The 25,889-nt window shown below is 44.1% G+C and carries 20 protein-coding genes; 9 read left to right on the top strand and 11 right to left on the bottom strand.

Annotated features, from left to right (window positions below):
• Positions 1–31 precede the first annotated feature (31 nt).
• Entirely contained in the window at positions 32–2,689 is a 2,658-nt protein-coding gene (locus AB6C75_RS10005) for a response regulator (RefSeq protein WP_372107683.1), read from the bottom strand.
• Positions 2,686–3,873 carry an acyl-homoserine-lactone synthase LuxM gene (luxM, locus tag AB6C75_RS10000; protein WP_372107682.1) on the bottom strand — a complete coding sequence of 396 codons (1,188 nt, stop codon included), beginning with the start codon at positions 3,871–3,873 and terminating at the stop codon, positions 2,686–2,688. Before luxM ends, AB6C75_RS10005 begins: the two co-directional genes overlap by 4 nt.
• Positions 3,874–4,289: 416 nt before the next feature.
• On the opposite strand from luxM, the gene AB6C75_RS09995 reads away from it, so the two are divergent.
• Positions 4,290–4,691, top strand: coding sequence for a cystatin domain-containing protein (locus AB6C75_RS09995; protein ID WP_372107681.1), 402 nt, complete (start codon positions 4,290–4,292; stop codon positions 4,689–4,691).
• A 101-nt stretch (positions 4,692–4,792) separates the two neighbouring features.
• Here the strand turns inward: AB6C75_RS09995 and AB6C75_RS09990 are convergent, their stop codons facing one another.
• Complete coding sequence (locus AB6C75_RS09990; RefSeq protein WP_372107680.1) at positions 4,793–5,386, bottom strand: hypothetical protein; 594 nt, start codon at positions 5,384–5,386, stop codon at positions 4,793–4,795.
• Between the two features lie 196 nt (positions 5,387–5,582).
• Positions 5,583–7,181, bottom strand: a complete 1,599-nt coding sequence (locus tag AB6C75_RS09985) for an isocitrate lyase (protein ID WP_017097741.1) — start codon at positions 7,179–7,181, stop codon at positions 5,583–5,585.
• A gap of 141 nt (positions 7,182–7,322) precedes the next feature.
• Here AB6C75_RS09985 and AB6C75_RS09980 point away from each other — a divergent pair, with 141 nt between their 5' ends.
• Together AB6C75_RS09980 and AB6C75_RS09975 are read left to right on the top strand one after the other, a co-directional pair.
• Positions 7,323–8,276, top strand: coding sequence for a LysR family transcriptional regulator (locus AB6C75_RS09980; protein WP_012600244.1), 954 nt, complete (start codon positions 7,323–7,325; stop codon positions 8,274–8,276).
• A gap of 174 nt (positions 8,277–8,450) precedes the next feature.
• Positions 8,451–10,634: a malate synthase G gene (locus AB6C75_RS09975; protein WP_372107679.1), complete on the top strand. Its 2,184-nt coding sequence runs from the start codon at positions 8,451–8,453 to the stop codon at positions 10,632–10,634.
• 226 nt (positions 10,635–10,860) lie between these two features.
• Here AB6C75_RS09975 and AB6C75_RS09970 read toward each other — a convergent pair whose 3' ends face one another.
• On the bottom strand, positions 10,861–12,288 hold the full coding sequence (locus tag AB6C75_RS09970) for an NAD-dependent succinate-semialdehyde dehydrogenase (protein ID WP_372107678.1): 1,428 nt from the start codon (positions 12,286–12,288) through the stop codon (positions 10,861–10,863).
• A gap of 468 nt (positions 12,289–12,756) precedes the next feature.
• Here AB6C75_RS09970 and AB6C75_RS09965 point away from each other — a divergent pair, with 468 nt between their 5' ends.
• Both AB6C75_RS09965 and AB6C75_RS09960 read left to right on the top strand, forming a co-directional pair.
• The gene (locus AB6C75_RS09965; protein ID WP_102249401.1) at positions 12,757–13,329 is read left to right on the top strand and encodes a malate synthase; all 573 of its coding nucleotides are present in this window, start codon (positions 12,757–12,759) and stop codon (positions 13,327–13,329) included.
• Positions 13,330–13,826: 497 nt separating this feature from the next.
• Positions 13,827–15,434, top strand: a complete 1,608-nt coding sequence (locus AB6C75_RS09960) for a BCCT family transporter (RefSeq protein WP_372107677.1) — start codon at positions 13,827–13,829, stop codon at positions 15,432–15,434.
• A 201-nt stretch (positions 15,435–15,635) separates the two neighbouring features.
• Here the strand turns inward: AB6C75_RS09960 and AB6C75_RS09955 are convergent, their stop codons facing one another.
• The 4 genes from AB6C75_RS09955 to AB6C75_RS09940 form a co-directional block, all read right to left on the bottom strand.
• Entirely contained in the window at positions 15,636–16,562 is a 927-nt protein-coding gene (locus tag AB6C75_RS09955; protein ID WP_372107676.1) for a M14 family metallocarboxypeptidase, read from the bottom strand.
• 224 nt (positions 16,563–16,786) lie between these two features.
• Entirely contained in the window at positions 16,787–18,004 is a 1,218-nt protein-coding gene (locus AB6C75_RS09950; RefSeq protein ID WP_241909256.1) for a GGDEF domain-containing protein, read from the bottom strand.
• Positions 18,005–18,175: 171 nt separating this feature from the next.
• Positions 18,176–19,204 (bottom strand): dihydroorotase, encoded by a 1,029-nt coding sequence (gene pyrC / locus AB6C75_RS09945; protein ID WP_012600249.1) that lies wholly within the window; start codon positions 19,202–19,204, stop codon positions 18,176–18,178.
• Between the two features lie 192 nt (positions 19,205–19,396).
• Entirely contained in the window at positions 19,397–19,555 is a 159-nt protein-coding gene (locus AB6C75_RS09940; protein WP_372107675.1) for a YqaE/Pmp3 family membrane protein, read from the bottom strand.
• A 218-nt stretch (positions 19,556–19,773) separates the two neighbouring features.
• Between AB6C75_RS09940 and AB6C75_RS09935 the strand changes: the two genes are divergently transcribed.
• Entirely contained in the window at positions 19,774–21,615 is a 1,842-nt protein-coding gene (locus AB6C75_RS09935; RefSeq protein ID WP_372107674.1) for an MOSC N-terminal beta barrel domain-containing protein, read from the top strand.
• 107 nt (positions 21,616–21,722) lie between these two features.
• Here AB6C75_RS09935 and nadE read toward each other — a convergent pair whose 3' ends face one another.
• Positions 21,723–22,553 carry an ammonia-dependent NAD(+) synthetase gene (nadE, locus tag AB6C75_RS09930; RefSeq protein ID WP_372107673.1) on the bottom strand — a complete coding sequence of 277 codons (831 nt, stop codon included), beginning with the start codon at positions 22,551–22,553 and terminating at the stop codon, positions 21,723–21,725.
• Between the two features lie 109 nt (positions 22,554–22,662).
• Between nadE and AB6C75_RS09925 the strand changes: the two genes are divergently transcribed.
• On the top strand, positions 22,663–23,184 hold the full coding sequence (locus AB6C75_RS09925) for a nicotinate-nicotinamide nucleotide adenylyltransferase (protein WP_017097080.1): 522 nt from the start codon (positions 22,663–22,665) through the stop codon (positions 23,182–23,184).
• Positions 23,185–23,206: 22 nt separating this feature from the next.
• A complete protein-coding gene (locus AB6C75_RS09920; protein WP_372047524.1) occupies positions 23,207–23,704 on the top strand; it encodes a hypothetical protein in 498 nt (165 codons plus the stop codon).
• 115 nt (positions 23,705–23,819) lie between these two features.
• Here AB6C75_RS09920 and AB6C75_RS09915 read toward each other — a convergent pair whose 3' ends face one another.
• Entirely contained in the window at positions 23,820–24,446 is a 627-nt protein-coding gene (locus AB6C75_RS09915) for a hypothetical protein (protein WP_009845743.1), read from the bottom strand.
• A 175-nt stretch (positions 24,447–24,621) separates the two neighbouring features.
• On the opposite strand from AB6C75_RS09915, the gene AB6C75_RS09910 reads away from it, so the two are divergent.
• Positions 24,622–25,728: a 1-acyl-sn-glycerol-3-phosphate acyltransferase gene (locus AB6C75_RS09910; protein WP_029223825.1), complete on the top strand. Its 1,107-nt coding sequence runs from the start codon at positions 24,622–24,624 to the stop codon at positions 25,726–25,728.
• Positions 25,729–25,889 lie beyond the last annotated feature (161 nt).

Genomic DNA, 25,889 nt, shown 5'->3' with positions numbered 1-25,889 from the left:
TTTTTTAATTGATTCACTTAACCGTAGTCAGCTATTCATTTTCTGTTTCTTTAGAAGCGTTTGGCGCCCAGCCTTTCTCTAGCCAGTTGTCCAGTAGGTGTTGCAGTGCGTTCAAAGAGGTTGGCTTCTCTAGGCGACCGTCCATCAGTTTTCTGATCATGTCTAGCTCTCGTTGTCCTGATTCACCAGACAAAGCAATAATTGGTGTTTGAGGTGAGCGCGCTTTGATGATCTGGCTTGCGTCAAAGCCATTCATTATCGGCATTTGTACGTCCATTAAGATCAAATCAACTTTGTGTGATCTGAACAGCTCGACAGCATTTTCCCCGTTTTTAGCTTGCAAGCTATTTACGCCAAGTCGGCTCAGGTACATCTGAACAAGCGTGCGTTGCACTTCTTTGTCATCAACAATAAGTACCGTCGGTGCAAGATGGCTTGATGCTGGTTGATTTTCTGCTTGCGTGCGTTCTGTTTGCTTACTTTCTGTTAGCGTACTTGCCGGTTCAGGTTCTATATCACCGCTTGGAGTTTGGCTCTCTGGTTTTACATCAGCTTCGGCTTTATCTTCCGTCGATTGGTTGTGTTTCCAACCGTTGAAATAAGGCGTACGCAGCGTCTCCGCTTTTGGAGCATTGGGTACAATAGGGAAGTACAGGTGAAACTCAGTAAATTCACCAAGTTTGGAATGGCATTCTACTCTGCCACCAAATGAGCGCATCACTCGTTGGCAATAACCCAGTCCTAAGCCGCTACCACCGCTTTTTTGGAAAGAGAAAAAGTCATCAAAGACCTTATGAACAATGGCTTCGTCAATGCCGGGGCCGGTATCACGAAATGTGAGAACGTTCTCGTAAGATCCTGTTTTGGTGCTGATCTCAATTTGGCTGTCTGGGTAAGAATCAAAGTAATAGATTGCATTGCGTATCAGATTGAAAATGACGAAGTTGAATAGAGTTTCATTTAGTTTTGCCACAAAATCAGCGTGTTGTGGTAAACGAATTCGCTCAATGATCTTCTCGTTCTCAAAGCCATAGTGGCTGACGGCTTGGTCCACGGCCTTGTGGATAGATGTCATGGTGATTGGTCCATGCTCAGGCGAGCTGTCACTGACTTCTCGTAAGATGATATCAATCAGTTGTCGCCCGCGTTGAATCGCTGCTTGGCCATTCTCAATGTCAGTCAAGATTTGTTGAGTTGGTGCTTGATTATCTATGTGCTGCTTTAACACCTCAAAATGCAGTTGAACTTGGGCTAGTGGGTTACGCATCTCATGAGCGATCGAGTTAGCAAGAGCACGACTTTGGCGAATTCGTCTATCGGCTTCGATGGTGCTTTGTACACGCGTTAACAAGGTTTGCAGTGCAGAGATTTCTTCATTAGAGAACATACGATTGTTGCTTTTGTGCGATGATACTAGCAAGTGTGTGACTGATTTTTTGTGTCCGAATAGTGGCATTACCAACGCGGTGTTGTTTGAACTCATCTTGTCATAAAGTGCTTTTAGCGACCGTTTAGCGAGCGCAGTATCATCTAGCTCTTCAGAAAGCTCATCGAACACTAGAACGGACTCTTTGCTAGATAGGTAATCTTCGTAGAAGGTTTTGTTGTAATTACTGTTAACTAGTCGAAGCTTATCTTCTGGGATTTGCAGTTGGCGACCTAAACGACGCATGGCATCGTCAATCGATAACTTAAAGCCTTCTTCTAATGCGAGTATCTGTTGTACCGGTGTCTTTTTGTTTCTATAGACAAGCAATGAGGAGTAAGGACTTACACGTTTGTAGATTGGACTCCATGTAATGCCGATAATCGCGCAGATGGGTATCGCTAATCGCCATTGGTTACCGTCAGTTAGGGGAATAAATACCGTACAAAAAGGTATCACTAAAATTGCACACACCAGCAGCACATTAAGGCTTATGTATGTAAGGTATTTGAAACTGTAGAAGCGAGAGGTCAGCAGAGCATAGCCTACAAATAACATCTCACTGAGCGACAACGCTGGGGGGAGCCAAGTGAGCGAGAAATCACGTAGGAAATAGGCAACGCCAATGTGAATCGTTGCTGTAGATAGCATGAATACCAAGATGCCTGTAATCATGTAGTTGGCTTTGGCTAATGTTAGCTTGCTGCTATTGGTACGCATGGTCACTAGATTAGTCAGTGTAAGGGCAATCAAGCTGATAACCCCCATGAAAAAATAGGGTGTATGCGGACCAAACTCGATCACGAATTGGCTTGGAGCCGTAATGGTGACATCTTCTACCGTTAACCCTGGGGTCAAATTGATATAGAAAGAGTAGCCCGTCATGCTCGCGAGAATGGTTTGTTGCCACCTATGGATTTTACCACTGCGGTTTTCGGCTGCGAGCTGACACGAGAAGTAATACGCAAAGGCAAAAGCAAGGAAAGAGCTGAGGTTGGCCAACTTTGCTGCGAATATGGCTGCTGTGGTGCCAAGTCCTGGCAACAAGCCAGTGTGGAAGTAGGCATTACTGCTGATCCACGTAATAATACAGATGGAATATGCGATGTAAGGTACATGGTGTGTCCCCACTATCGCTTCGTTCTTTTGTTTAAGGCGATAACAATAGTAGAACAGCCACATTACAACAACAGCGACCGTTGCAAGCAGAGTGATGGCTTTAGCATAGAATATCGCCTCTAGCCCAAGATCAAACGTCTTCATATTATTTGCCACGCTGTATTTTTATTTTCACGGAGGCACCGTCTATAGTCTCGAAAGTTGACATGATTGAATGCCTTCAACATCAGTTCAATATTCCATAACCCGCGGTAAGTCAGTAAGTTCGTTTCGTTCAAGTCACAAGACCCTAGCGGCAAGTATGCTTGTGGTTCGATAGCCTTGTAAAAATCGAGTATCAAAGGTTGATCTATAATGGTGAAACCAATTTTATAGCCCGCTTGATGTAACAAGTTGAGCATCTCTTTTTGAGCAAGATAAAGGAAGTAGACTTTTTGTTGAATATTTCCACTCACGGTTAGGCGTAGAATTTCACATACAGCTTGCATTTCGGCTAATTGTAATTGGAACTTATTATCGAACTCTGGAATAGAGTCACACTTTGATAGGGCCGGCGGAGTAAAAATATGTAGCTCTGCAAGTCCCTCATTGCCACATCTGGATAAACTGTACTTCCATTTGTCGTTACAGAAAGGGGGGGCGTAGCTTAGCCAAGTTTCATATTTTGACCAATCTTGAATTAGGGCTGAAGAGACTAGGGTTGGAAAGGCTTCATCTGTTGGGTGTTTGAGTAGAATAAAGTGCTTACCTGTTTGTGATAAGTGGAGTAAAGGTAGCATCTCATACCACTTCTCACCTTTAATAAAAACCTCAAGGTTGCTTAAAGCAATAGCATCGCTGATTGGTAGTCCTTGAGGGCGAGTTGGCGTTTGTACTATGAGTTGACTATTTTCTATTTGGTCAATGATCACACCATAGTAAGCACTATCTTTAATGGGTAGATCCATAGGATAAAGGGCATGGGTGCTTAATGGTAATTTTGCTTTGATTGCGGAAATTTCACATTCACACCAAAAGTCCAACCAATGTATATAGCATTGCCCTACCGCTTCCTCTAAGAGAGCAACCTCTGTGGATAAGGTATTTGGATAGCGCTGAATCAGATCGCGGTAGTCCATCACTTCAAACATTACTGAGTCGCTTTTTGCTTGATGTTCAGGGAAAAGCAATTCTAATTGGTTTCGACGATATTCTGTCACGGTTTTGAAAAGAGCTGTGCGCTGTTGTGGTTGATAAGTGTGGAGTACGAGTTCAACCAGTGCGTGTTGTTTTTTTTCGATAGGCAGGCTGCTAGCCAACAGTGAACCTAAAGACGACATTAATTCCATGTAGTGAACCGCCTAAGTTTATCTAATTATTTTTATGTGACTTGTACCCGTTTATGAGAGATGTATCTATGGCTGATGTTTGAGAGTAGTTACTTTATAAAGTTGTCCTAACTTTTTGTGCATTTAGTTTCTCAAAAACAAGCTGCATTTAAAGTGGGAGTTTACTACTTGTACTAATCCTAAACAACATGGTTTCGCCATTTTTCAATCAATTCATGAACCACTAAATTAGTGTATTCTCAAATACTTACTTGTCTGCTTATTGCCCGGCTTTGGTTTTCTGACAGTGCTCTGTATTTATAGATTAGTTACAGCATAATTTCTGATGAAGTGATGACATTCGAGGTTTAAGCTTGTCTGCATATGAAACATCATTGCGGGTAACGCCTCGTGAATGACAGAGGTAGAGAGAATTTATGAAGAAAGTACGATTAACATCATTACTTGGAGTAGCAACCTTGTTTAGTGTCGCTGTGTTAGCAGGATGCAGTCAGAAATCTGAGGTTCCAGTTCAATCACGAGAGAATACGAATCCGATCTGTAGCACTAAAAACCTGACAGGTGGTTGGTCGCAAAGCGCTATCACACCACAAGCTAAGCAAGCTTTAGACGCAGTTCTTAGTCAAATGAACACTTCAGCTGAGCTCAAGCAGATCTTGAGTGTTCGAACTCAGGTTGTCGCGGGTTTGAACTATGCGATCGAGTTTGAAATGGATAATGGTCAGGTGTGGAATACTGTTGTTTATCGTTCACTTCAAGGTGATATCGAAATGACGCAAGCTGCACAACAAGGTCGCTTGTGTCCGTTGATTAACTAGTCTATTGATTAACGAGCATGCGAATAACGTCTCACACATAAAAATGGCTCCTACTTAGGAGCCATTTTTTATTCTGAATAGTGCTTACGTAATGAACCTGATTAACTGGTCAGTTCCGGCTCTGACAGCTCTGGTTCATAAAGCTCTTGCACGCAAGCACGACTGATGTCTTCATCAATGTAGGCCATTCCAAGTTTATTGAGATAATCCATACGATCCGCAGTGCGCAGTTCGATGCTTGGGCCTGCGATGTTGTTCTTTTGATAGATCTCAGTTAAGTGAGCCATGAATTGCTCGCCAACACTCATCATTAATAGGCTCATTGCGCCAACGTCAGGCCTTACTTTGGCTTGTTGTTTTTCAGATAGATTGACTGCTAATACGATAGGGCGCTCTTCACCCTCAAAACGAGTGCTGCGCTCGCGAATGGTTTGCTGAGCCCAGTAATAGGCCAGTTCTTTACTTTGAGTTAAGAAGACTGGCTCAACGGATTCTGTGTAGTTATTGCCAATCGTTGCCATGGTTTTTGAAGCGGCTTCATTGAGTGCTTTGTCTCCTGAACGTTTCAGCCCTTGGCCTTGGATTGAAGCAAGCAGGGCTGAGGATGTGCCGTGATACCAAGTATTACCCGTCGCGAAACCATTCTCTGATAACAGTGTTTTTGCATCTTGTAGGTGTGTCGGTATTGAAGTCATAGGCACTCTCAACATATAAGAATCTCAAAAAATAAGAATGTGGTTAGCTTAAACAGAAGTTGTTCGGCTAACCGTGGTGTGGAACACAAATCTGAGGCTTTGAGATAAAGCTGGCAGTACAAGCTTTATCTCAAAGCCTTCCCCCGGATCTTACCTAAGTAAGAGAGAAGGGCGGGGGAGGCTTTAGCGTTAGCGATTAATCAAATTGATTAGACGTATTCGCTTCACCCGCTGCTTTTAGTGCATTTTCACCAGCAAAGTATTCTTTGTGGTCATCACCCATGTCTGAACCAGACATGTTTTGGTGTTTAACACATGCGATACCTTGGCGAATCTCTTTACGTTGAACATTAGCAACGTAGCCCAACATGCCTTGGTCACCGAAGTATTCTTTTGCAAGGTTGTCGGTAGACAGTGCTGCTGTGTGGTAAGTCGGCAGAGTAATCAAGTGGTGGAAGATACCCGCTTCGCGAGATGCGTCTGCTTGGAATGTACGAATCTTCTCGTCAGCGCTTGCAGACAGTTCAGTTTCATCGTATTCCGCACTCATTAGGCTTGCACGGTCGTAAGCTGATACATCTTTACCTGCTGCTGCCATTGCATCGTATGCTTGTTGGCGGAAGTTTAATGTCCAGTTGAATGATGGAGAGTTGTTGTAAACCAGTTTCGCATTAGGGTGAACTTCACGTACGCCGTCCATCATCTCTTTGATTTGACCGATGTGTGGTTTCTCAGTCTCAATCCAAAGAAGGTCAGCACCCGCGTTGATTGCTTCAATACAGTCGAATACACAGCGGTCTTCACCAGTACCTTCGCGGAATTGGTATAAGCCTGAAGGCAGACGCTTAGGACGAACTAGCTTGCCGTCACGGTTGAAGCAAACATCACCTTCAGCCATATCTGCAACATCAATCTCTTCAACATCTAGGTATGAGTTGTAGATATCACCTTGGTCGCCAGGTTCTTTCACTACCGCGATTTCTTTTGTTAGGCCAGCACCTTGTGAATCGGTACGAGCAACAATGATGCCGTTGTCGATGCCTAGTTCAAGGAAAGCGTAACGAAGTGCGCGAAGTTTTGCGTGGAAGTCAGCATGAGGAACCGTTACTTTGCCGTCTTGGTGACCACATTGCTTCTCATCGGCTACTTGGTTTTCGATTTGTAGACAACATGCACCCGCTTCAATCATTTGCTTAGCCATTAGGTAAGTCGCTTCTGCGTTACCGAAACCTGCATCGATATCCGCAATGATTGGTACTACGTGTGTTACGTGGTTGTCGATTTTGTCTTGGATTTGGTCTTGTAGATTCACATCACCCGCTTCACGTGCTGCGTCTAGCTGACGGAACAAGCCACCTAGTTCACGAGCATCCGCTTGGCGTAGGAAGGTGTATAGCTCTTCTACTAGGCCTGCAACTGACGTTTTCTCATGCATAGATTGGTCTGGAAGTGGACCGAAGTCAGAGCGAAGTGCTGCTACCATCCAACCTGAAAGGTATAGGTAACGACGGTCTGTCTTGCCATCAAAGTGCTTCTTAATAGAAATCAGCTTTTGTTGGCCGATGAAACCGTGCCAGCAACCCAGAGACTGAGTGTATTGAGAGCTATCTTCGTCGTAAGCCGCCATGTCTGCACGCATAATATCTGCCGTGTATTGCGCAATATCCAGACCTGTTTTGAATTTGTTTTGAGCTCGCATACGAGCTGCAGATTCAGGGTTGATTGCATCCCATGGAGCACCAGCAGCGCTTTTTGCAACTTCAATCTTTTCGATATCTTGTGTAATTTGCGACATAACTATTCCTTAGTTTCACGTGGACATGTTGGCCAATTTGGCGAGGTCATTCGATTTGGATTAAATCTAACCATGGACAAAGAATAACCATGTATGTGATAATTTTGTTAATTTATAGTTATTATATTCGGTATTTTTCTTATGAATATTGCTCGTATAGACCTTAATTTACTTGTGTATTTAGACATGTTGCTACGTGAAAGAAACGTAACACGAGCAGCAAATCAGTTAGGAATCACTCAGCCAGCCATGAGTAATGGCCTGCGTCGATTGCGTGATTTATTTGAAGACCCGCTGTTGGTGAGAACCAGTGAAGGGATGATACCGACCGAGCGAGCACATAAACTGCAGCCACTGATTCGAAACATTTTGGCGAATGTAGAAAAGACATTGCAACCGACCACGGAGTTTAATGCAGAAGACAGTGAGCGTGTGTTTCGTATCATGGCGAGTGACTATGCCGAGTCGACTATTATTCAACCTCTTCTGAAAAGGTTAAGCGAGATCGCGCCGAAAATACGACTGGATATCATGACGCCAAGTGACGTGAGTTATCAGGATGTAGAGCAAGGCACTGTTGATATAATTATCAATCGATTTGACGATATTCCACAGTCGTTCCACCAGATGAGCCTTTGGCACGACGGGTTTTCTTGCCTATTTAGTTGTGATAACCCAATAGCCGACAACTTCGATATTTTGTCTTATCTAAAGGCGCAACATATCTGGGTAAGTAAGACCGGAATGGGAACCGGAGTTGGGATCAACCCAAGCGAAGCGCAAAAGCTAGGTTGGATAGATGAAGCATTAATGCGCATTGGTAAAACGCGCAATATCACGGTGTTTACTCGACACTATTTGTCGGCGATTCTCTTCGCACAACAAAAGAATCTGATCCTGACCATTCCAACCAAAGCGGCTCAACTGCAGCGCAATAACCCTAGATTGTTGATCAAGCCTGCGCCATTTGCGATTGAACCCTTTGAGGTGAAGATGGCGTGGAGTCCATTGTTACAAACCAATCCCGACCATCAGTGGATGCGTCGCTTGATTAAAAGTGTCGCTAATGAAATCGAGAGTGGCGTTACGGAATAACACAGTTTGTAGGGTATTTTTTTTGTGAATATCCAGTATAACTGGCATAAATTAGCTAAATTTATGTCCGTTGCGTAAGTTTAATCTAGTAACGTAAATTTGAGCTAGTAACGTGAATTTAAGCCAGTTACGTAGATTTAATGAGTAGTCATCAGTTAGTTTGAGAGAGATTTTATGAGCAGTCGTATTCAACAGGGAAGCTTGAACATTGATAGCACCCTCTACCAATTAATTAATGAGCAGGTAATTCCTGGAACAGGCATTGTCGCTGAAGACTTTTGGCAATCATTTGCAATTATCCTTGAAGACTTAGCTCCCAAGAACCGCGCACTGCTTATCAAGCGTGACGATCTTCAACATCAAATTGACGTTTGGCACCAAGAGCGTGCGGGACAAACGCTAGATGCGGCCGAGTACAAACAGTTCTTACAGCAGATTGGCTACCTAGTTCCTGAGGGCGATGACTTTCAAGTAACGACCGCTAGCGTTGAGCCTGAAATTGCAACACAAGCGGGTCCGCAGCTTGTTGTACCTATTATGAATGCACGTTTTGCACTTAACGCGGCCAACGCACGTTGGGGCAGTTTATACGATGCGCTCTACGGAACCGATGTCATCAGTGAAAGTGACGGTGCGGAAAAGGGAGGAAGCTTTAACCCGGTACGCGGTGCTAAAGTGGTGAGCTACGCTCGAGGTTTCCTTGATGACGCTGCACCGTTAAACGGTGTCTCTCATAAAGACGTCACCAAATACAGCATCAGCAACGTCAGTATTGGCAATACACTGACAGCGACCTTAGATAACGGCGAAGAAGTCACCCTGATTGATCGCAACCAGTTCATTGGTTATCAAGGTGATGCGAGTGCCCCTTCAAGTATTCTGCTTAAGCACAACAATCTACATATTGAAATTCAAATTGACCCAAGCGCTCCGATTGGTAGCGTCGATGTAGCTGGTATTAAAGATGTGCTGGTAGAATCGGCACTGACTACGATTATGGATTGCGAAGACTCGGTAGCTGCGGTTGATGGTGAAGACAAAGCATTGGCTTACCGCAACTGGTTAGGTTTGATGAAAGGTGACTTACAAGAGTCGCTAGAGAAAAACGGCAAAACCATCGTTCGTAACCTTAATCCAGATCGCCAATACACCAGCGTGACGGGCGGTGAGATCTCGCTGAAAGGTCGCAGCATGTTGTTCATCCGCAATGTGGGCCATCTGATGACCAACCCTGCCATTATTGATGCTGACGGTAACGAAGTCCCTGAAGGCATTATGGATGGCATGATCACTTCGCTAATCGCAATGCACGATTTAAAAGGCAACAGTGCTTACCAAAACTCGACCGCGAACAGCATCAATATTGTTAAACCTAAGATGCATGGTCCTGAAGAAGCCGCGTTCACCAATGAGTTGTTTGGTCGCATTGAAGATGCATTAGGGCTAGATCGATTCACGATTAAAGTCGGCATCATGGACGAAGAACGTCGTACTTCAGTCAATCTTAAAGAGTGTATTCGAGCGGCTAAAGATCGTGTTGTGTTTATCAACACAGGTTTCTTAGACCGAACGGGTGATGAGATTCACACCAGTATGGAAGCGGGACCATTCGCTCCTAAAACACAGCTGAAAACCATGACTTGGATTGGCGCATACGAAGATCAGAACGTTGATCTTGGCTTAGCTTGTGGCCTGCAAGGTAAAGCCCAAATTGGTAAAGGTATGTGGCCAGAGCCAGACAATATGGCGAAGATGATGGACGCGAAAATCGGACACCCACAAGCGGGCGCAAATACTGCTTGGGTTCCTTCTCCAACTGCCGCGACTTTGCATGCTCTGCACTATCACAAGGTGAATGTACCAAGTCGTCAGAAAGAGCTTCGCGAGCGTGTGAGAGCGAACGTTGACGATATTCTGACTATCCCGCTACTAGGCAATCAAAAGCTGACTGCGAAAGATATCCAAAATGAATTGGACAACAATACTCAAGGTATTCTTGGCTACGTAGTGCGTTGGATTGACCAAGGCGTCGGGTGTTCTAAGGTGCCAGATATTAACGATGTAGGTTTGATGGAAGACCGCGCTACGCTGCGTATTTCGAGCCAGCATATTGCGAACTGGTTACGCCATGGGGTTTGTAATGAAGCCCAAGTAATGAAAACCATGAAGCGCATGGCCGCTGTGGTGGACGAGCAAAACGCTAGCGACCCGAGCTACCGCAATATGGCACCTGACTTTGAAAGCAGCATCGCATTTTCAGCAGCGTGTCAGTTGGTATTCGAAGGCTGCGCTCAGCCTAGTGGTTACACTGAGCCAGTGCTGCATGCTATGCGTCTAAAACTGAAAGCGCAGGCATAACGAACCAACCCAATAACAAAAACAGATAATGTAAAATACTAAAAAAAGAAACCCCCTTTAACCGAGCCCAAGGTGCCGCGCTTTTATAGCGCGGCTTTTTTTGGCTGTTTTTCTGGTGTGTGGGGGAATCTCAGAAGAGAGGTGTTAGTAGGGCTATTCGATGTTTAAGCTTGCTGATGTCTAAGAGTCAGGCTTAGTTACGACCAAGCCTAACTACTTCCGAGACCTAGTTACTACCAAAACACAGATACTTAATATCCATGTATTCATCGATGCCTTCTTTTGCGCCTTCACGGCCAATACCTGATTGCTTAACACCGCCGAACGGCGCGACCTCGGTTGAGATGAGACCATCATTAATACCGACCATACCGTACTCAAGTGCCTCTGCGATGTTCCATACTCGATGAATGTTCTGACTGTAGAAGTACGACGCTAATCCATAAATGGTGTCGTTTGCCATCTCAATAAGCTCTTCGTCTGTCTCGAATTGCATCACAGGAGCGACAGGACCAAAGATCTCTTGCTGAACAATGTCCATGCTGTGTTTCACATTTTTAAGAATGACAGGCTGAAGGAAAAGCCCATCAAGCTCTTGAGTTGGCGTCACAGGTGTCGCGCCTTGTTCTACCGCTCTGTCTATTAATGCTTGGATGTTGTTCTTCGCATTCTGACTGACAACAGGACCAATGGTGACACCCTCATCTAAGCCGTTACCAATCTTAAGCTGCTGAACCGCTTGATCGAATTTAGCCACGAACTCATCGTATACTTTACAGTGAACATAGAAACGGTTTGCACAGACACATGTTTGTCCCGCATTACGGAATTTCGACGCCATTGCGCCTTGAACTGCAGCGTCGATATCCGCATCGTCAAACACGATAAACGGTGCATTGCCACCCAGTTCCATTGAGGTACGCTTAATGCCTTTTGCCGCTTGAGCCATCAAGATACTGCCGACTCGAGTCGAACCAGTAAAAGAGATCTTTTTGATCAGTGGGTGTGATGTGAAAAGCTCGCCAATCTGTTCAGGGCTGTCGCCAAGTACGACTTGGAGTAGATCTTTAGGAATGCCCGCTTGGTAAGCCAATTCAACCACAGCAAATGCAGAAAGCGGCGTTTCATCTGAGGGCTTCACAATAAAACTACAGCCAGCAGCAAGGGCAGGAGCGGCCTTACGAGTGATCATCGCAATCGGAAAGTTCCATGGCGTAATGGCACATGCGACTCCGATAGGTTGTTTGATGGTTACCAAGCGTTTGCCAGCGACGGTGCTAGGAATAGAATCACCATAGGTGCGCTTGGCTTCTTCGGCAAACCATTCAATAAAGCTCGCGCCATACACCACTTCGCCCGTTGCTTCTGCTAACGGCTTACCTTGTTCAATGGTCATTAGGCGAGCAAGATCTTCTTTGTTTTCAAGGATCAGTTGATGCCAACCACTTAGCAATGCAGCACGGGATTTTGCGGGAATTTTTGCCCACTCTTTCTGCGCAACATGAGCGCGTTCGATAGCGCTCTCTAACTCCGCCTCGGATGAGATTGGCGCATGCCCAATAAGCTCACCCGTTGCTGGGTTTGTGACTGCAACTGCGTTGTTCGCTTCTGTCACCATAAAAGAGAGTAAGTGCTGGTTCTTAATGTTTAGCATCGTGATTCCTTTGTTGTGATTACTTTAGACGTGTTGCTTATGTGCGGGTTGGCGAGTGTTTAAATGACTTCGACCAACTGTTGATTGGTCGAAGCTTATGGTTACTACTCAATAATACAGTGTTTCTTGTTTGCAAGACGAAAACACCTACCCTTTTTCTTGAAATGATTACCATAGCGCTGCGTGTTGACTGTGATTGAATCGGTTATTACACAAATTCAAACAACACGTAAAAGTGTGTCTAATGATCTCTCAGCCCAATTAAATAAAGGGCTGGGGGCGGAAATTCCGGTTTGTGTAAAAAATCAATTTAGTAAAATTAACACTGTGAAATTTTTGTTGTGAAATTGTTTAAAAAATACAAGTAGTATGAAATACATGGAAGCAACACAGTAAAGAACAATTTTGAAAAGGGTCAATCAGGATTTTTGACCTACATGAAATTCAAAGCCGTAAGAGGGAAAGACTATGAATATGCTGACACTAGACAGAACAGAACTTCACAGAAACCATTCAACATTTATTGCTGAAGCTGTCTTTGCCGTAGAAATGGTGAAAGCAGACAAGCAACTCGAAAAACAAAAAATGGCGAAACAGTTGCTTGATACTCTATTCCCTTTAGAGGCGGGTTCACACGAAGATGCAGTGAGCTACGAGATTGATTATCGACATGTTCAGGTTTACTTCAAAAACGGCGAGCACACTGGCCTGAAAAGAGCGAAGCACTTTGTCGCTTATGCGGGTGATAAATCTAAACCATCGTCAATTCTATTTCGAGACGAGAGCGGTACCCATGTTGAAGTGACGATAGGTGCTCGCAAAGGAACTGGTAATTTAGAGTTGGTGAACATCGAAGACATTCAATTAGAGACATGCACCACGTTTGGCCAAACTGAAGCGAACCTCTCTTCTGGTATTCGCCACTGGGTTAGCTTAGTGAAGGGTGATGAAAGCGGCCGACCAAGCGCATCGAGTGAAGATAAAGAGTTCACTGAAAAGAATGGCGAAGATTATAACCTAGGCTTTTGTTTCGCGATTTAATGTACTGCCTTTGAAATGTGCAGTCTCTGTGGCAAGAAGCGTAGCAAGACATAGCACTGACATTTGAATACTGATTTCTCTTTTACCTTTGGTAATTTCCCCGCCCCTATAGCGGGGCTTTTTTATTAGAGCTATAAATAAATCAGGCTGTTGTTAATATTATCTGTAGAAAGTTTGTATGAGATTTTACGGTGCGTCATTTTAATTTAACGTATTGTATTTTAAGGTTTTTGTATGTTTATTTTATTCTGTTTTTATTGGCTTAACTATCACTATTGACGGTGGTTTGGGTGACTATTGAGCTAAAACTCAGTCAAAATGCTTTGAGCTGTGCTATAATCCGCGCCTTGGGATTGAGCCAATAAGTCCATTTGTCACCAATCATTGTGATTTTTATCGCCTTTTTATTTAGGTGGTGCGGCGAGCCAATCAAGTAGTAATTGGATATGGAGAGCGTCCTTATATTCGTTGATTCGGATATGCGAACATCATAATTTATGAGTTTTAAATCAAAAAAATACAGTATTGATTCTACTGACTATCAAGTTGGTCAAGACAACGTCAGTAAATGGGGCATGGATGTCCATAACACAGTCTTCGTAGCCTCAGTAGGCTTATCTCTTCTCTTCATCATCACTCTTCTTGCTCTTCCTCCTGCAGATGCTAAAGCTGCTATTGATTCTATTAAGGGTGCTGTTTTATCAAAGTTTGACTTCCTGTTTATGTGGGGAGCTAACATCATGCTAGCGTTTGCCGTTGTTCTCGCGTTTTCACCTTTGGGTAAAATTCGTCTAGGTGGCGAAGACGCGACGGCGGATTACTCCATGTCATCTTGGATAGCAATGCTATTCGCAGCCGGTATGGGTATCGGGCTTATTTTCTGGGGTGTTGCTGAGCCAACCGCGTTCTTCACTAACTGGTTCGGCACACCATTAGATGCGGAACCTTTTACAGAAGCAGGCCGTGAACTAGCACTAGGTGCAACCGTATTCCACTGGGGTTTTCATGCATGGGCTATCTATGGCATGACGGCGCTTTGTCTAGCGTACTTTGTTTACAACAAAGGCTTACCGCTATCAATGCGTTCTGTGTTTTACCCAATACTGGGTGAACGAGTTTGGGGTAAAACAGGTGATGTGATCGACGTACTAACGGTACTGGTTACTCTGTTTGGCCTTGCGACTTCATTAGGCCTAGGTGGTACGCAAGCAGCAAGTGGTATTAGCCACGTGTTTGGCTTGGAAAACAACATCTACCTTCAGCAATCTATTATCGTTTTGATTATGGGCTTGGCGATCATCTCTGTTATGCGTGGCATGGACGGTGGTGTTAAGTTCCTAAGTAACCTGAACATGGTTATTGCGTTCGTATTCCTTGGTCTTATCGCTGTATTGAACTTTACGACAGTGCTTGATTCTGTGGCGACTGCGGCAACGGGCTATGTGAAAAACATCGTAGCTTTGAGCCAAAGTGCGGGTCGTGAAGACACAACATGGCTGCATGGTTGGACTGTGTTCTACTGGGCATGGTGGGTTGCGTATGCACCATTCTTCGGTATGTTCGTAGCGCGCATTTCTAAGGGCCGTACGGTTCGTGAGTTCCTACTTTGCGTACTGATTATCCCAACATTGGTAACGTCGGCTTGGATGTCGATCTTCGGTGGCGTGGCTATCGAGCAAGTAATTAACCATGTGGGACAACTTGGCCTCGACCAAGGCATTACAGACGTATCTCTAAGCTTGTTCTACATGCTAGATGCTTACTCGTTCGGTAGCATTCTGTCAGTTCTCGCGGTCGCACTGATCATTGTGTTCTTCGTTACAACGCTAGACTCAGGCTCTATCGTTATCGATGGCATGACAGCGGGTGGTAAGCTTGAAGTTCCTGTTAAACAGAAAGTGGTTTGGGCGGTTATCTCAGGTGCTATCGCAATGGTAATGCTGTGGATTGGTGGTACTCAATCTATCCAAGCTCTGCAATCGATCACAATCATTGCTGCACTGCCGTTTACGATCATTCTTCTGATTGGCTGTTTTAGCTTGTTGAAAGGTCTACTGACTGAAGTAGATAAAGGACAAGAAAACGTTAGTGAAACCGCTAAATAAAGTAATCGAGTATGGGGAGTATATAGTTCGCTAATTATTCCTTATTCAGTGTTATTTCAAAGCTCTCTTGTACTGTGTGCAAGGGAGCTTTTTTATGCCCAAGAAGAAATCAAAGGTAAGAGAAAAGACAAAAAAAAGAGCCACAAGTGAATCGTCACTTGTGGCTCTTTTTAGTTTTAGGGAGCCGCTTTAGCTAATAGCTTACGCGTTCAATTCATGTTGAATTACGTAATCCAAAGCACCGACTACCGCTGCAACTTGAGCGTCATTACACTCTTCGTCAGTCACTTTGTCGCTGTCTGGGTAAACCTCTGTGGTTGTTCCGTACTTACAGTCGGTCACGCCGCCACATAAGCCAAGCTTCTTCATTGGGTAGTTGATCACACCGTGTTGAGTGACGTCTGAACCAATGATCTTGCCTTCGTCATCCGCAGGCGCAATATGCGTTACTTGCTCTACTGATTTAATTACAGCTTCTTGGAATTCTGGTTGCGGGTTTTCAGTATCGCCAACCGTGTAGAAACCATCTGGAATCATACCTTCGATGTACTCAATACCATCACGAGCTGCGAGTGCTGGTCGGAATTCAGTTTCATCAGAGTCTGTTGTCTCATGTAGGTCAACGTGAACCAATACTTCTGGCAAAGAGGCCACTAAAGCTCGTAGGTTTGCTGATTCTTCTGCTGGCGTACCGTCATAGAAAGAGCGGTTTGGATCGACAGCATTTGGGTTCCAACGGTTGATCACCTCGTAACCCCAAGGGCTTACACAAGGTGCTACTACAATGTTGAAGTGCACTGTGTATTTCTCTGCTTGGGTCGCTGCAAATTTGATAGCGCCATGCACACCACTGGTTTCGTAACCGTGAACGCCACCTGTAACGAGAATGGTCGGCTTTGACTCGTCCCAGTTTTTGCTCTTAATTACAAAAAGTGGGAAGCGAGCTTCGTCGTAGCTCAGTGCACCGTATTGTTCGATATCAAAACGGTCTGCAAGTGCTTTAATCTTTGGCACAACTTCTTGTTGATATTCACGCTTAACCGTTCTTTGAGCAAACCATGCTTGACGTTCTGCTTGTTGCCACTTTTGTCCCGGTTTACCGATAGGGTAGGTGTAAGTACTTTCCATTGTTTTTATCTCTGTGGGGTAAGTTGCGATTGAGTGAGAATAATCAGCAGAAGAGTATCGTGCAACTCTTATTGAGTGGACTTATGTTACAAGCGATTGGTATTTTTAATGTTGTTTATGGATAGCCTTGTTTGCTGTGCTGCTTTTTTTGTAATGAGTTTTTCCTTTTTCTAGGTTATATCAAATGCTAACGTCCGATACCGAAATCGGTGCTTTCTATAAAACTAGTGTTGCACTGGTGAAGCAAGGGAAGGTAAGTCCTGCTTTGTCAATTTTCCTTGCTCATCAGTTAAAGCACAGACCGTATTTCGACCATTTTCTTTTGCGTAATATAAGGCTTCATCCGCGCGTTTAATCATACTGGGAACCTTGTCTTCAGCCCAAAGTTCAGACAGCCCAAAACTTGCTGTCAGATTGGCACTTTGCTGTCGCCAAAACTTGGTCTCTTCGATAATTATTCGTAACTTCTCAGCTACCTTACATGCTTCACCGATACGGGTATCAGGCAATACAATCAAGAACTCTTCGCCGCCATAGCGGAACGGTATATCTGCGGCTCTAAGGTTGTGTTGGAGAATGATGCCTATTTTTTTCAATACTTGATCGCCAGTCTGGTGACCATGTTGATCGTTGACCTGTTTAAAGTGGTCGATATCGAGAATGATCACCGATAAGGGGTGATGATGCCTTACGCTGCGCATCCATTCTCGTCTTAACATTTCATTCATAGCGCGGCGATTATACAACTGGGTTAAGCTGTCTTTCATTGATGAGCTATAAAGTGATTGCATCAATCTGGCGTTTAGAAGCCAGTTGTAAGTGAAGCCGATCGTGCTAAGCAAAATAGCAGTCATGATGAACGCAAGTTGATGGATGCTACTTGCTTGTAAAAAGTCGTCAATATTAGGTTCCTTAAGGGTTATCCAGATCCTAACTAGCATGAAAATAGAGTGAGCACTGAATACACTCATCAATAGTACAAGCGCTGCTTTGACATCAGCGACAGTGCCTGTTTTTATGACCAATACACTGGCCACAGTACATAACGTGATATAAAAACTCATCGTTATCACTCTCGCATTGGTTGATGCATCGTAGAGGGTGAAGTAAATCAAGGTAACGATGACGACTGGTAATCCCAAGAAAACGCAAACGCTATAGAGCGAGGGCGATTGTCTTAATTGAGTCAGGCTAAACACCATTGAAGCGAATCCGCCGGCTATTGCCATATTTGATGTTATTTTTGAGAGCCAAGGTGAAATGTGGGAGCCAAAACTCAGTAATGAAAACCCTACCATTAATAAAAATATGGCACAGAAAAAACTGCGCATTCCCAGAATACGAGCTTGGCTTTGTTGTTTGATTACTAGACCGATACAGTACGTACCAGACAAAAACACCATAATTAAACACAAAGTTCGAATATCTAAGTCTAGAGTCATATTTTACCGCTGATTTTTAACCGTACTTTTTGGGTGGTTATAAGGTAAGGTTAGGTGCTAATTGCCTAGAATCAAGGGTATTAAGAGATAATAAAAAAGCCCTTCACTTATGTGAAGGGCTTAGTGTTTTATAAGTTGTAATGAGCGCTTAAGCTTTACAACATCGGACTACTATTTTACAGCCCAAGCAATCGTCTCGCCGCCACGGATTGGCACAACGATGTCTGAACCGAAAGGCATGGTTTCAGCAACATTCCACTCTTCTTTAACGAGCGTGATTGTGTCTGCATTACGTGGCATGCCGTAGAAATCCGGACCATTGTGGCTTGCAAACGCTTCCAAGTTCTCAATCTTGCCTTCTAAATCGAATACTTCAGCGTACAGTTCAACCGCAGCGTGTGCTGTGTAAGAACCTGCACAACCACATGCTGACTCTTTAGCGCCTTTCGCGTGTGGCGCAGAATCGGTACCCAAGAAGAACTTCTTGCTACCGCTTGTTGCCGCTTCGATAAGTGCTAACTGGTGTGTGTTGCGCTTAAGGATAGGTAGGCAGTAGAAATGTGGCTTAATGCCGCCAACCAGCATGTGGTTACGGTTGTAAAGCAAGTGGTGAGCTGTGATGGTTGCCGCTACGTTCTCGTTAGCGTTCTTAACGAAAGTCGCTGCATCTGCAGTCGTGATGTGCTCTAGAACGATCTTCAGGTTAGGGAAGTCGTTAACAATCGGTGCTAGAACCGTGTCTAGGAACTCTTTTTCACGGTCAAAGATATCAACATCGTGAGCCGTTACTTCACCGTGTACCAGCAGCAACATACCCACTTCTTGCATCGCTTCTAGTACGTGGTAGATCTTTTGAGCTGAAGTTACACCTGAATCCGAGTTTGTCGTTGCGCCAGCAGGGTATAGCTTCGCCGCTACAACAGCGCCAGATTCTTTCGCTTTGCGAATTTCATCAGGTGTTGTGTTGTCTGTTAGGTAAAGTGCCATTAGAGGCTGGAACTGTTCACTTGGCTGCTCTGCCATGATGCGTTCACGGTAAGCAAGAGCCATTTCGGTATCGGTTACCGGTGGGATGGTGTTTGGCATGATTAACGCTCGACCATTGTAGCGGCTGATATCGCGGACTGTATCTTTTAATACTTCGCCATCGCGTAGATGAACGTGCCAGTCGTCAGGACGAGTAATCGTAAGTTGTGTCATTGAAGGCTCCCACCATTTGAAGTGTTATGTAGTTGGAGCCTAAACTCAGCGAAATCTGTGAAAGCAATCGCTTACGTTTAGGCGACAGGATGATAGTGGAAAAGCACTTTCATTTCATCCTATTTTTAACTCTTCAGGGTTAGGAGCTTGTTTTTATAGATATTTTATTCGGTATCTATTTGTTAATAAGGGTTAGCGGGTGGCTACCCACAGACCATGGATCATTCCTGGAACCCAGAAGAAGAAGGTCAGGACGATGTTAATCAGCAAATCTTTACCTGCACCGCGAGCGAAGAACACACCAACGGGCGGAAGCGATACACATAAAATGATAATGACGAGTTTGTTCATGATAAATCCTTTTTATTCAATGAAAGTTCAATGCGATAACCGTGTTCATATTATAGAACGTATAGAGAGTGTTAATGCATTGCTGTCTTAATGTATACAAGGCAGTGATTTAAACATCTCAAGATATTAGCTTAGTATCAAGTGTTTAATGCCTGCCAGTTTATCTATTTATAACCATTTGTTAGCATTGGGACAAACAACAAAACATTGGAATCGTTATGTCGCAGTCACCTTTAGATCAAGCTCCCTCTTTATCTCAAATCAATGTGTTTCCGGTTAAATCAGTGGGCGGGATCGCACTCTCTTCTGCTTGGGTCGAAAAACAGGGTCTTACTTTCGACAGACGTTTTATGTTGGCACTGGCTGATGGCTCAATGGTGACAGCGCGTAAGTATCCGAAAATGGTCAAGGTATCTTCAAGCCTGCAACCAGACGGTTTGATCTTTACTTATGAAGGTAAAGAGCCGCTGCGTCTAAAGTATGCAAATTTCAAGATGCAAGAAGCACCAGCAACGGTTTGGAAAGACAATTTTACGGCTTACACCACCAATGATGAAGCCGATGATTGGTTCAGTGATGTGCTCGGAGTTCGTGTTGAGTTGCTGTTTTCTGGTGAGCAATCGAATCGAGTGCGTGAAAAGCTTGGCCATAATGTCAGTTTCGCTGACGGCTATCCAATGTTAGTGATCAGCCAAGCCTCTCTAGATGAGCTTAATCGCCGCAGCCCTGAAGTTCACTCTATGGATCAGTTCCGGACCAACTTTGTTGTTTCGAATACAGAAGCTTTTGCTGAAGATGGTTGGAAGCGTATCCGTATCGGTGAGGTTGAGTTCGAAGCGGTGAAGCCTTGCGAGCGTTGTATCCTAACGACAGTTGATGTTGAGCGTGGCGAATTTAGATCAACAAAAGAGCCTCTTAATACCTTCTCTACATTCAGAGCTAACGAGCGTGGTGGCGTTTTCTTTGGTCAGAATCTTGTGGCTAAAAATGAAGGTTTGGTTAAAGCGGGTGATGTGGTTGAAGTACTCGAAACCAAAGAGAAAGAACACTACGAAGACACTTGGGTTGAGTCGTTACATTTAACGTGTGTTGAGCGTGAAGAGATCGCTCGTGACTTTACGACCTTTTGGTTAGAGCCTGCCAAAGAAAACCATTCATTGCCAAGTTATCAGCCAGGGCAACATCTTCCGATTGAGATGGTGATTGATGGCGAGAAGGTTTCTCGTCGTTACACGTTATCTTCTAGTCCTTCACGAGCGGGTCGTTTAGCGATTTCAGTGAAGCGAGTGGACGATGGTCAAATCTCTAACTGGTTAAATGATCACTTCCAAGTAGGTGATACTTTGGTTGCTCAAAATCCAGATGGTGCGTTCTACTTAGAAGCGAATCCAACTCACCCGTTACTGCTTTTGTCTGCAGGCAGCGGCATTACGCCAATGTTGTCGATGCTTCGTTATTTGGCCGATCATGGCCAGATTGGTGATGTGGTTTTCTACCATCAGTGTAGCAGTGAAGAAGACATCCCTTACCAAGCTGAGATTGATAAGATCGCCAGTGAGCACGCGGGTCTTCGTGTGATTTATTCATTAAGCCAACCAACCAAAGAGTGGGATGGTCTGTCTGGCCGTTTGAGCGTGTCTCATGTCGCTAAAGTTGAAGAGTTACACAAGCGCCAAGCGTTCGTGTGTGGCCCTGACGGCTTTATGGATAATGCTAAGAAACTGCTGATTCAAATGGGGCTCAACCCTCAGCATTACCATCAAGAAGCGTTTGGTGTCGCTCAGTCAACAGAAGAGACGGTGAAGCAGCTACAGTTAAGTGTGAACGGCTACCTGTTCGAAGGTAATAATCAATCAACCTTGCTAGAGCAAGCGGAGTCGGCGGGGGTGTCTATTGCTTCAAGTTGTCGTGCGGGTTTCTGCGGTGCTTGTAAAGTGACGCTTGAGTCCGGACAAGTTCATCAACCGGATGTCCCTGCATTGCAAGATCATGAACGTAATATGGGGCAGATCTTGGCGTGTTGTAGCGTGCCTCAAACCGATATCGAAGTTGTAGATTAACGACTCGTTAGATCATTACGAAAAACGCATTAAAGAACACTAAATAGAAAAGGCCGGAAGTTCGTAAATGAGCTTCCGGCCTTTTTGATTCTGAGCTAATTCAAAGATTAATCGTAGATCGTTGGGATTGGTTGACGCTTGTGCTGTGTTGCTTTGTAGATGCCAACTAAGCGATCGGATACGTCTTGAGGTACTGTTTTACCTTCAAGGAAATCATCGATTTGATCGTAAGAAAGGTTCAATGCTGCTTCATCGGCTTTCTGTGGATCAAGCTCTTCTAGATCAGCAGTGGGTACTTTCTTAACAAGTTGCTCTGGAGCGCCCAACGTTGCTGCAAGCTCACGAACTTGGCGTTTGTTCAAACCAAATAGTGGTGCTAAATCACATGCGCCGTCACCGTGCTTAGTGTAGAAACCAGTGATGTTTTCCGCTGAGTGGTCAGTACCAATCACCAGACCGCCAACGTAACCAGCAATTTCGTATTGTGCGATCATGCGAGCACGAGCTTTCACGTTGCCTTTCACAAAATCGATTTTTGCTGAATCTGTTGGTAGTAGACCTGCGCCTTCAAGAGCAACGTGAGATGCAGCGTGAAGCCCATCAACACCCGCTTTAATGTTGACAGAAACAGATTGAGAAGGCTGAATGAAAGAGAGAGCAAGCTGTGCTTCGTCTTCATCTTTTTGTTCACCGTAAGGTAGACGAACCGCGATGAATTGGCAGTCGTCGCTACCAGCGCTTTCATTTAGGCTATCAACGGCCATCTGTGCCAAGCGGCCACAGGTTGTTGAGTCGACACCACCACTGATACCAAGGATCAGTGATTTGCATCCTGACTGTTGAAGTTTCGTTTTGATAAACTCCACACGACGAGTCACTTCGAAGTGAGGGTCAATTGAAGGTAGTACGCGCATTTCGTCACGAATTAACTGTTCCATTCGTATTCCTTTCCTGCAAGCAAATTAAAAATCTAGTGTTATCATACCTAAATCATCCGATTTAAAAACCTCTTTGCACAAGCTTAGAAAGAGAAGGCAGTAATAAGTAATGGAAAAAATAGCCATTTTCGGTAGTGCGTTTAATCCACCGAGTTTAGGGCATAAAAGTGTGATTGATTCATTGGCTCACTTTGACAAAATCCTGCTCGTTCCAAGTATTGCCCATGCTTGGGGAAAAGAGATGCTAGACTTTGATACGAGATGTCAGTTAGTTAACGCATTTATTAGCGATCTTTCATTGGATCAAGTGGAGCTTTCTTTGGTCGAAAAGAGCCTATTTACTCCAGGTGAAAGCGTAACGACTTATGCGGTGCTCAGCGCACTTCAGAAGTTACATCGTGATGCGGAACTCACGTTCGTTATAGGTCCTGACAACTTCTTTAAGTTCTCATCTTTTTATAAATCAGATGAGATTACTGAGCAGTGGTCTGTAATGGCTTGCCCTGAAAAAGTGAAAATTCGTAGTACTGATATCCGCAATGCGCTGATAAGTGGAAGCGATGTGGCAAAACTGAGTACAAAGTCAGTTACAAAGATATTGCAAGATAGTGGACTGTATACAATAATGTAGATTCACTCACTCAAGAGGTCTGATGACTATGCTAAAGCGCGCGATACCAGCGACGATGATCATTGCAGCATGCAGTTTACCTGCATATGCTGAGTGTGATTTTTTTAGCCTAGATTCGGTAATGCTGACTTCTGATGACGAAAATAGCTGCTTGGATTTCTCTACTAGCCTTGAATCTTTCGGTCAACGTATGATTGAGCTAAGTGGGTTAAATGAAGGTGAACCTGAATCTGAATCAAAGCCAGACTATTGGTCTGATTGGGTTATTCAAAGCAAAGATGCGCCTTTGTTAACTCAGAGCCTTGAGTCTAACTATGTTGGTCTCGGTATGTGGTTTCCAGAAGAGCTGGAAGATGAACAGTATAATATGTCGACAGAAGAGTGGTTGATGAACCATGGTCTTCAGCTGAGCATCGGTTTTGGTGATAAAGTTGAAGGGCAGCCGCGTATGCGTTTTGATTACCGTTGGCATGACTCTAGTGATGCAGACTTAATGATGCAGGTTGAGCTGCCATTCTAGACAGGTAGTTCATTCTTTTCTGTCTAAGTGCTAAGAATTAAAAAAGCCGCAAAAACTCAGTTTTTGCGGCTTTTTAGTATCTAGTCTGTTGCTTTCAATATCAGCTATCGCCAGGTTATAAATCTTCACCAAACACGAGCATGCACAGTTGTTCGAACTCTTCTTCTTTGCCTGAGAACAGATCATCAATTACAAGAGTACGTTTCTGACCTGATTGCATGCGCTTCTTCGCCTCGCGCATTACCATCACCAATGTGTGCTCTTGCGGTAAGTTTGAGTCATCAACATTCCATTGATTGAATCGCTGAGACAGAGCACTTTCACAAAGCAGTGGCTTAAACGCCAACACCTCTTGCTTCAATACAGAAAGCATATCTTTAAACGCTTGCTCAGTATTATTCGTTTTTACACTACGAGACTTAGTAAGTTCTAGCTTTTCTAGCAACGCAGAAGAGAGGTTCGTTTGCGTGACGTATCCCGCTTGTCTTGGGAATGAATCCGTCAAGCGCACAGAAAAGTCGACACGATTGACCTGTGTGTTTGGAAAGTAGGTCAGTGATGTTAGGCAGTCATATGGAACCCAGACGCTCTGACCTGGCTCGACGGCATACTCTTGTTTGCCCAGCTTAATCAAAACCAAACCACTTTGAACCGATACAAGGCTATGCTTAAGTACTTTTTTGCGTGGTGTAATCACCAGGTGTGAAAAGTAAGCCGATGTATATTCAATAGCGAAGTTCATAGATAGTACCTTAGTCTTGGGGCGTCAAGATTACCGTTAATCTTAAAGAATGCCAATAATAACAGGGCATTTTCGATGTTTCTGGTCTGACCTTGTCAAAAGTATGGGCTCTGTAGCTGCGATAAGTCAAAACAACGCGTAGAATGAGCCAGCTTTTTATTATATGAATGAAAAAATGACCTCTCCAACCGATCCATATGTTGATATTCGTCCTTACGGCGATGATGAAATTCCTGCGGCACTAAACCGTCTTATTAATGATGAAGAATTTATCAGTGCGATCTTGCACTATCGTTTTTCAAACCATGCGTCTTGGTTCAAAGCGTTAATGAGCCCGATCTTGCGAGTGTACTTGAAAATGAAATGGAGCAAGCTGACTAGCGTTGAATCCATTCAGATTGAAGTTAAAAAGTACTTACGCGACACGCTCGCTAAAACCACCAAAGGGGTGACATACACGGGTTTAGAGTCACTGGATGCGAACCAAGCGTACCTGTTTGTATCAAACCATCGTGACATTGCTATGGATCCAGCGCTAGTTAATTACGCTTTGCATCTGAAAAATCATCAAACTTGCCGTATTGCCATTGGTGATAACCTACTAAAGAAGCCATGTGCGACTGAATTGATGCGTCTGAACAAAAGCTTCATCGTAAAGCGTTCTCTAAAAGGGCCACGTGAAATGATGAAAGCGCTTGGACAATTGTCTTCGTACATTAAGCACTCTCTAGAAACAGGTAACTCTATTTGGATCGCTCAGAAAGAAGGTCGTGCAAAAGACGGCAATGACTTCACAGAGCCAGCAATTCTGAAGATGTTCCATGTTGAAGGGCGTAAGCAAAAAATCGTATTTCCTGAGTACGTGAAATCATTGAAGATCGTTCCTGTGGCTATTTCATACGAAAACGATCCATGTGACACAGCGAAAGCAATAGAGCTTTTTGAAAAAGACGTAAACGGCAGTTACGAAAAGGGTGAGTTTGAAGATATCGAAAGTATCATTCAAGGCATCATCGGGAATAAAGGGCGTGTTCATGTTGGTTTTGGTCAGGTTATTGACCAAGATTTCGATACGCCTGAAGCACTTGCTCAAGAGATTGACCGCCAGATTCATGATAACTACAAACTATTTCCTGTGAACTTACTGGCTGCAGAAAAAGAAGACGAGTCGATTACAGCTGCGGTGAAGCAAGAGTTTGAAGATAAACTATCGAGTTTGCCACAAGGTGCTCGTCAGTACTTGATCGATAGCTATGCGAATCCAGTGAAGAATATTGGTTAACGAGCGTTAGCAAACAAGTTCGTTGATTGAATTGAAAAAGGAGCCTAAGGCTCCTTTTTTTATAGCGATATAGGTGTCTTTTTCTAAGTACTGCTATTACCGTCAATCAATCAATCAATCAATCAATCAATCAATCAATCAATCAATCAATCAATCAATCA

Source organism: Vibrio sp. 10N.237.312.B06 (assembly GCF_041464685.1).
GTDB classification, from domain to species: Bacteria; Pseudomonadota; Gammaproteobacteria; order Enterobacterales; family Vibrionaceae; genus Vibrio; species Vibrio tasmaniensis_A.
The sequence above is the reverse complement of the archived record's forward strand: the minus strand, read 5'-3'. Positions and strand labels throughout refer to the sequence as shown.

Coding starts and splice junctions, on each gene's coding strand:
- AB6C75_RS09980 (WP_012600244.1), top strand. CDS start 7,323: ATGAATATTGCTCGTATAGACCTTAATTTACTTGTGTATTTAGACATG.
- AB6C75_RS09955 (WP_372107676.1), bottom strand. CDS start 16,562: ATGGAAAGTACTTACACCTACCCTATCGGTAAACCGGGACAAAAGTGG.
- AB6C75_RS09975 (WP_372107679.1), top strand. CDS start 8,451: ATGAGCAGTCGTATTCAACAGGGAAGCTTGAACATTGATAGCACCCTC.
- AB6C75_RS09965 (WP_102249401.1), top strand. CDS start 12,757: ATGAATATGCTGACACTAGACAGAACAGAACTTCACAGAAACCATTCA.
- AB6C75_RS09985 (WP_017097741.1), bottom strand. CDS start 7,181: ATGTCGCAAATTACACAAGATATCGAAAAGATTGAAGTTGCAAAAAGC.
- nadE (WP_372107673.1), bottom strand. CDS start 22,553: ATGGAACAGTTAATTCGTGACGAAATGCGCGTACTACCTTCAATTGAC.
- AB6C75_RS09925 (WP_017097080.1), top strand. CDS start 22,663: ATGGAAAAAATAGCCATTTTCGGTAGTGCGTTTAATCCACCGAGTTTA.
- AB6C75_RS09940 (WP_372107675.1), bottom strand. CDS start 19,555: ATGAACAAACTCGTCATTATCATTTTATGTGTATCGCTTCCGCCCGTT.
- AB6C75_RS09990 (WP_372107680.1), bottom strand. CDS start 5,386: ATGACTTCAATACCGACACACCTACAAGATGCAAAAACACTGTTATCA.
- AB6C75_RS09935 (WP_372107674.1), top strand. CDS start 19,774: ATGTCGCAGTCACCTTTAGATCAAGCTCCCTCTTTATCTCAAATCAAT.
- AB6C75_RS09950 (WP_241909256.1), bottom strand. CDS start 18,004: ATGACTCTAGACTTAGATATTCGAACTTTGTGTTTAATTATGGTGTTT.
- AB6C75_RS09920 (WP_372047524.1), top strand. CDS start 23,207: ATGACTATGCTAAAGCGCGCGATACCAGCGACGATGATCATTGCAGCA.
- AB6C75_RS09915 (WP_009845743.1), bottom strand. CDS start 24,446: ATGAACTTCGCTATTGAATATACATCGGCTTACTTTTCACACCTGGTG.
- AB6C75_RS09960 (WP_372107677.1), top strand. CDS start 13,827: ATGAGTTTTAAATCAAAAAAATACAGTATTGATTCTACTGACTATCAA.
- AB6C75_RS09970 (WP_372107678.1), bottom strand. CDS start 12,288: ATGCTAAACATTAAGAACCAGCACTTACTCTCTTTTATGGTGACAGAA.
- luxM (WP_372107682.1), bottom strand. CDS start 3,873: ATGGAATTAATGTCGTCTTTAGGTTCACTGTTGGCTAGCAGCCTGCCT.
- pyrC (WP_012600249.1), bottom strand. CDS start 19,204: ATGACACAACTTACGATTACTCGTCCTGACGACTGGCACGTTCATCTA.
- AB6C75_RS09910 (WP_029223825.1), top strand. CDS start 24,622: ATGACCTCTCCAACCGATCCATATGTTGATATTCGTCCTTACGGCGAT.
- AB6C75_RS10005 (WP_372107683.1), bottom strand. CDS start 2,689: ATGAAGACGTTTGATCTTGGGCTAGAGGCGATATTCTATGCTAAAGCC.
- AB6C75_RS09995 (WP_372107681.1), top strand. CDS start 4,290: ATGAAGAAAGTACGATTAACATCATTACTTGGAGTAGCAACCTTGTTT.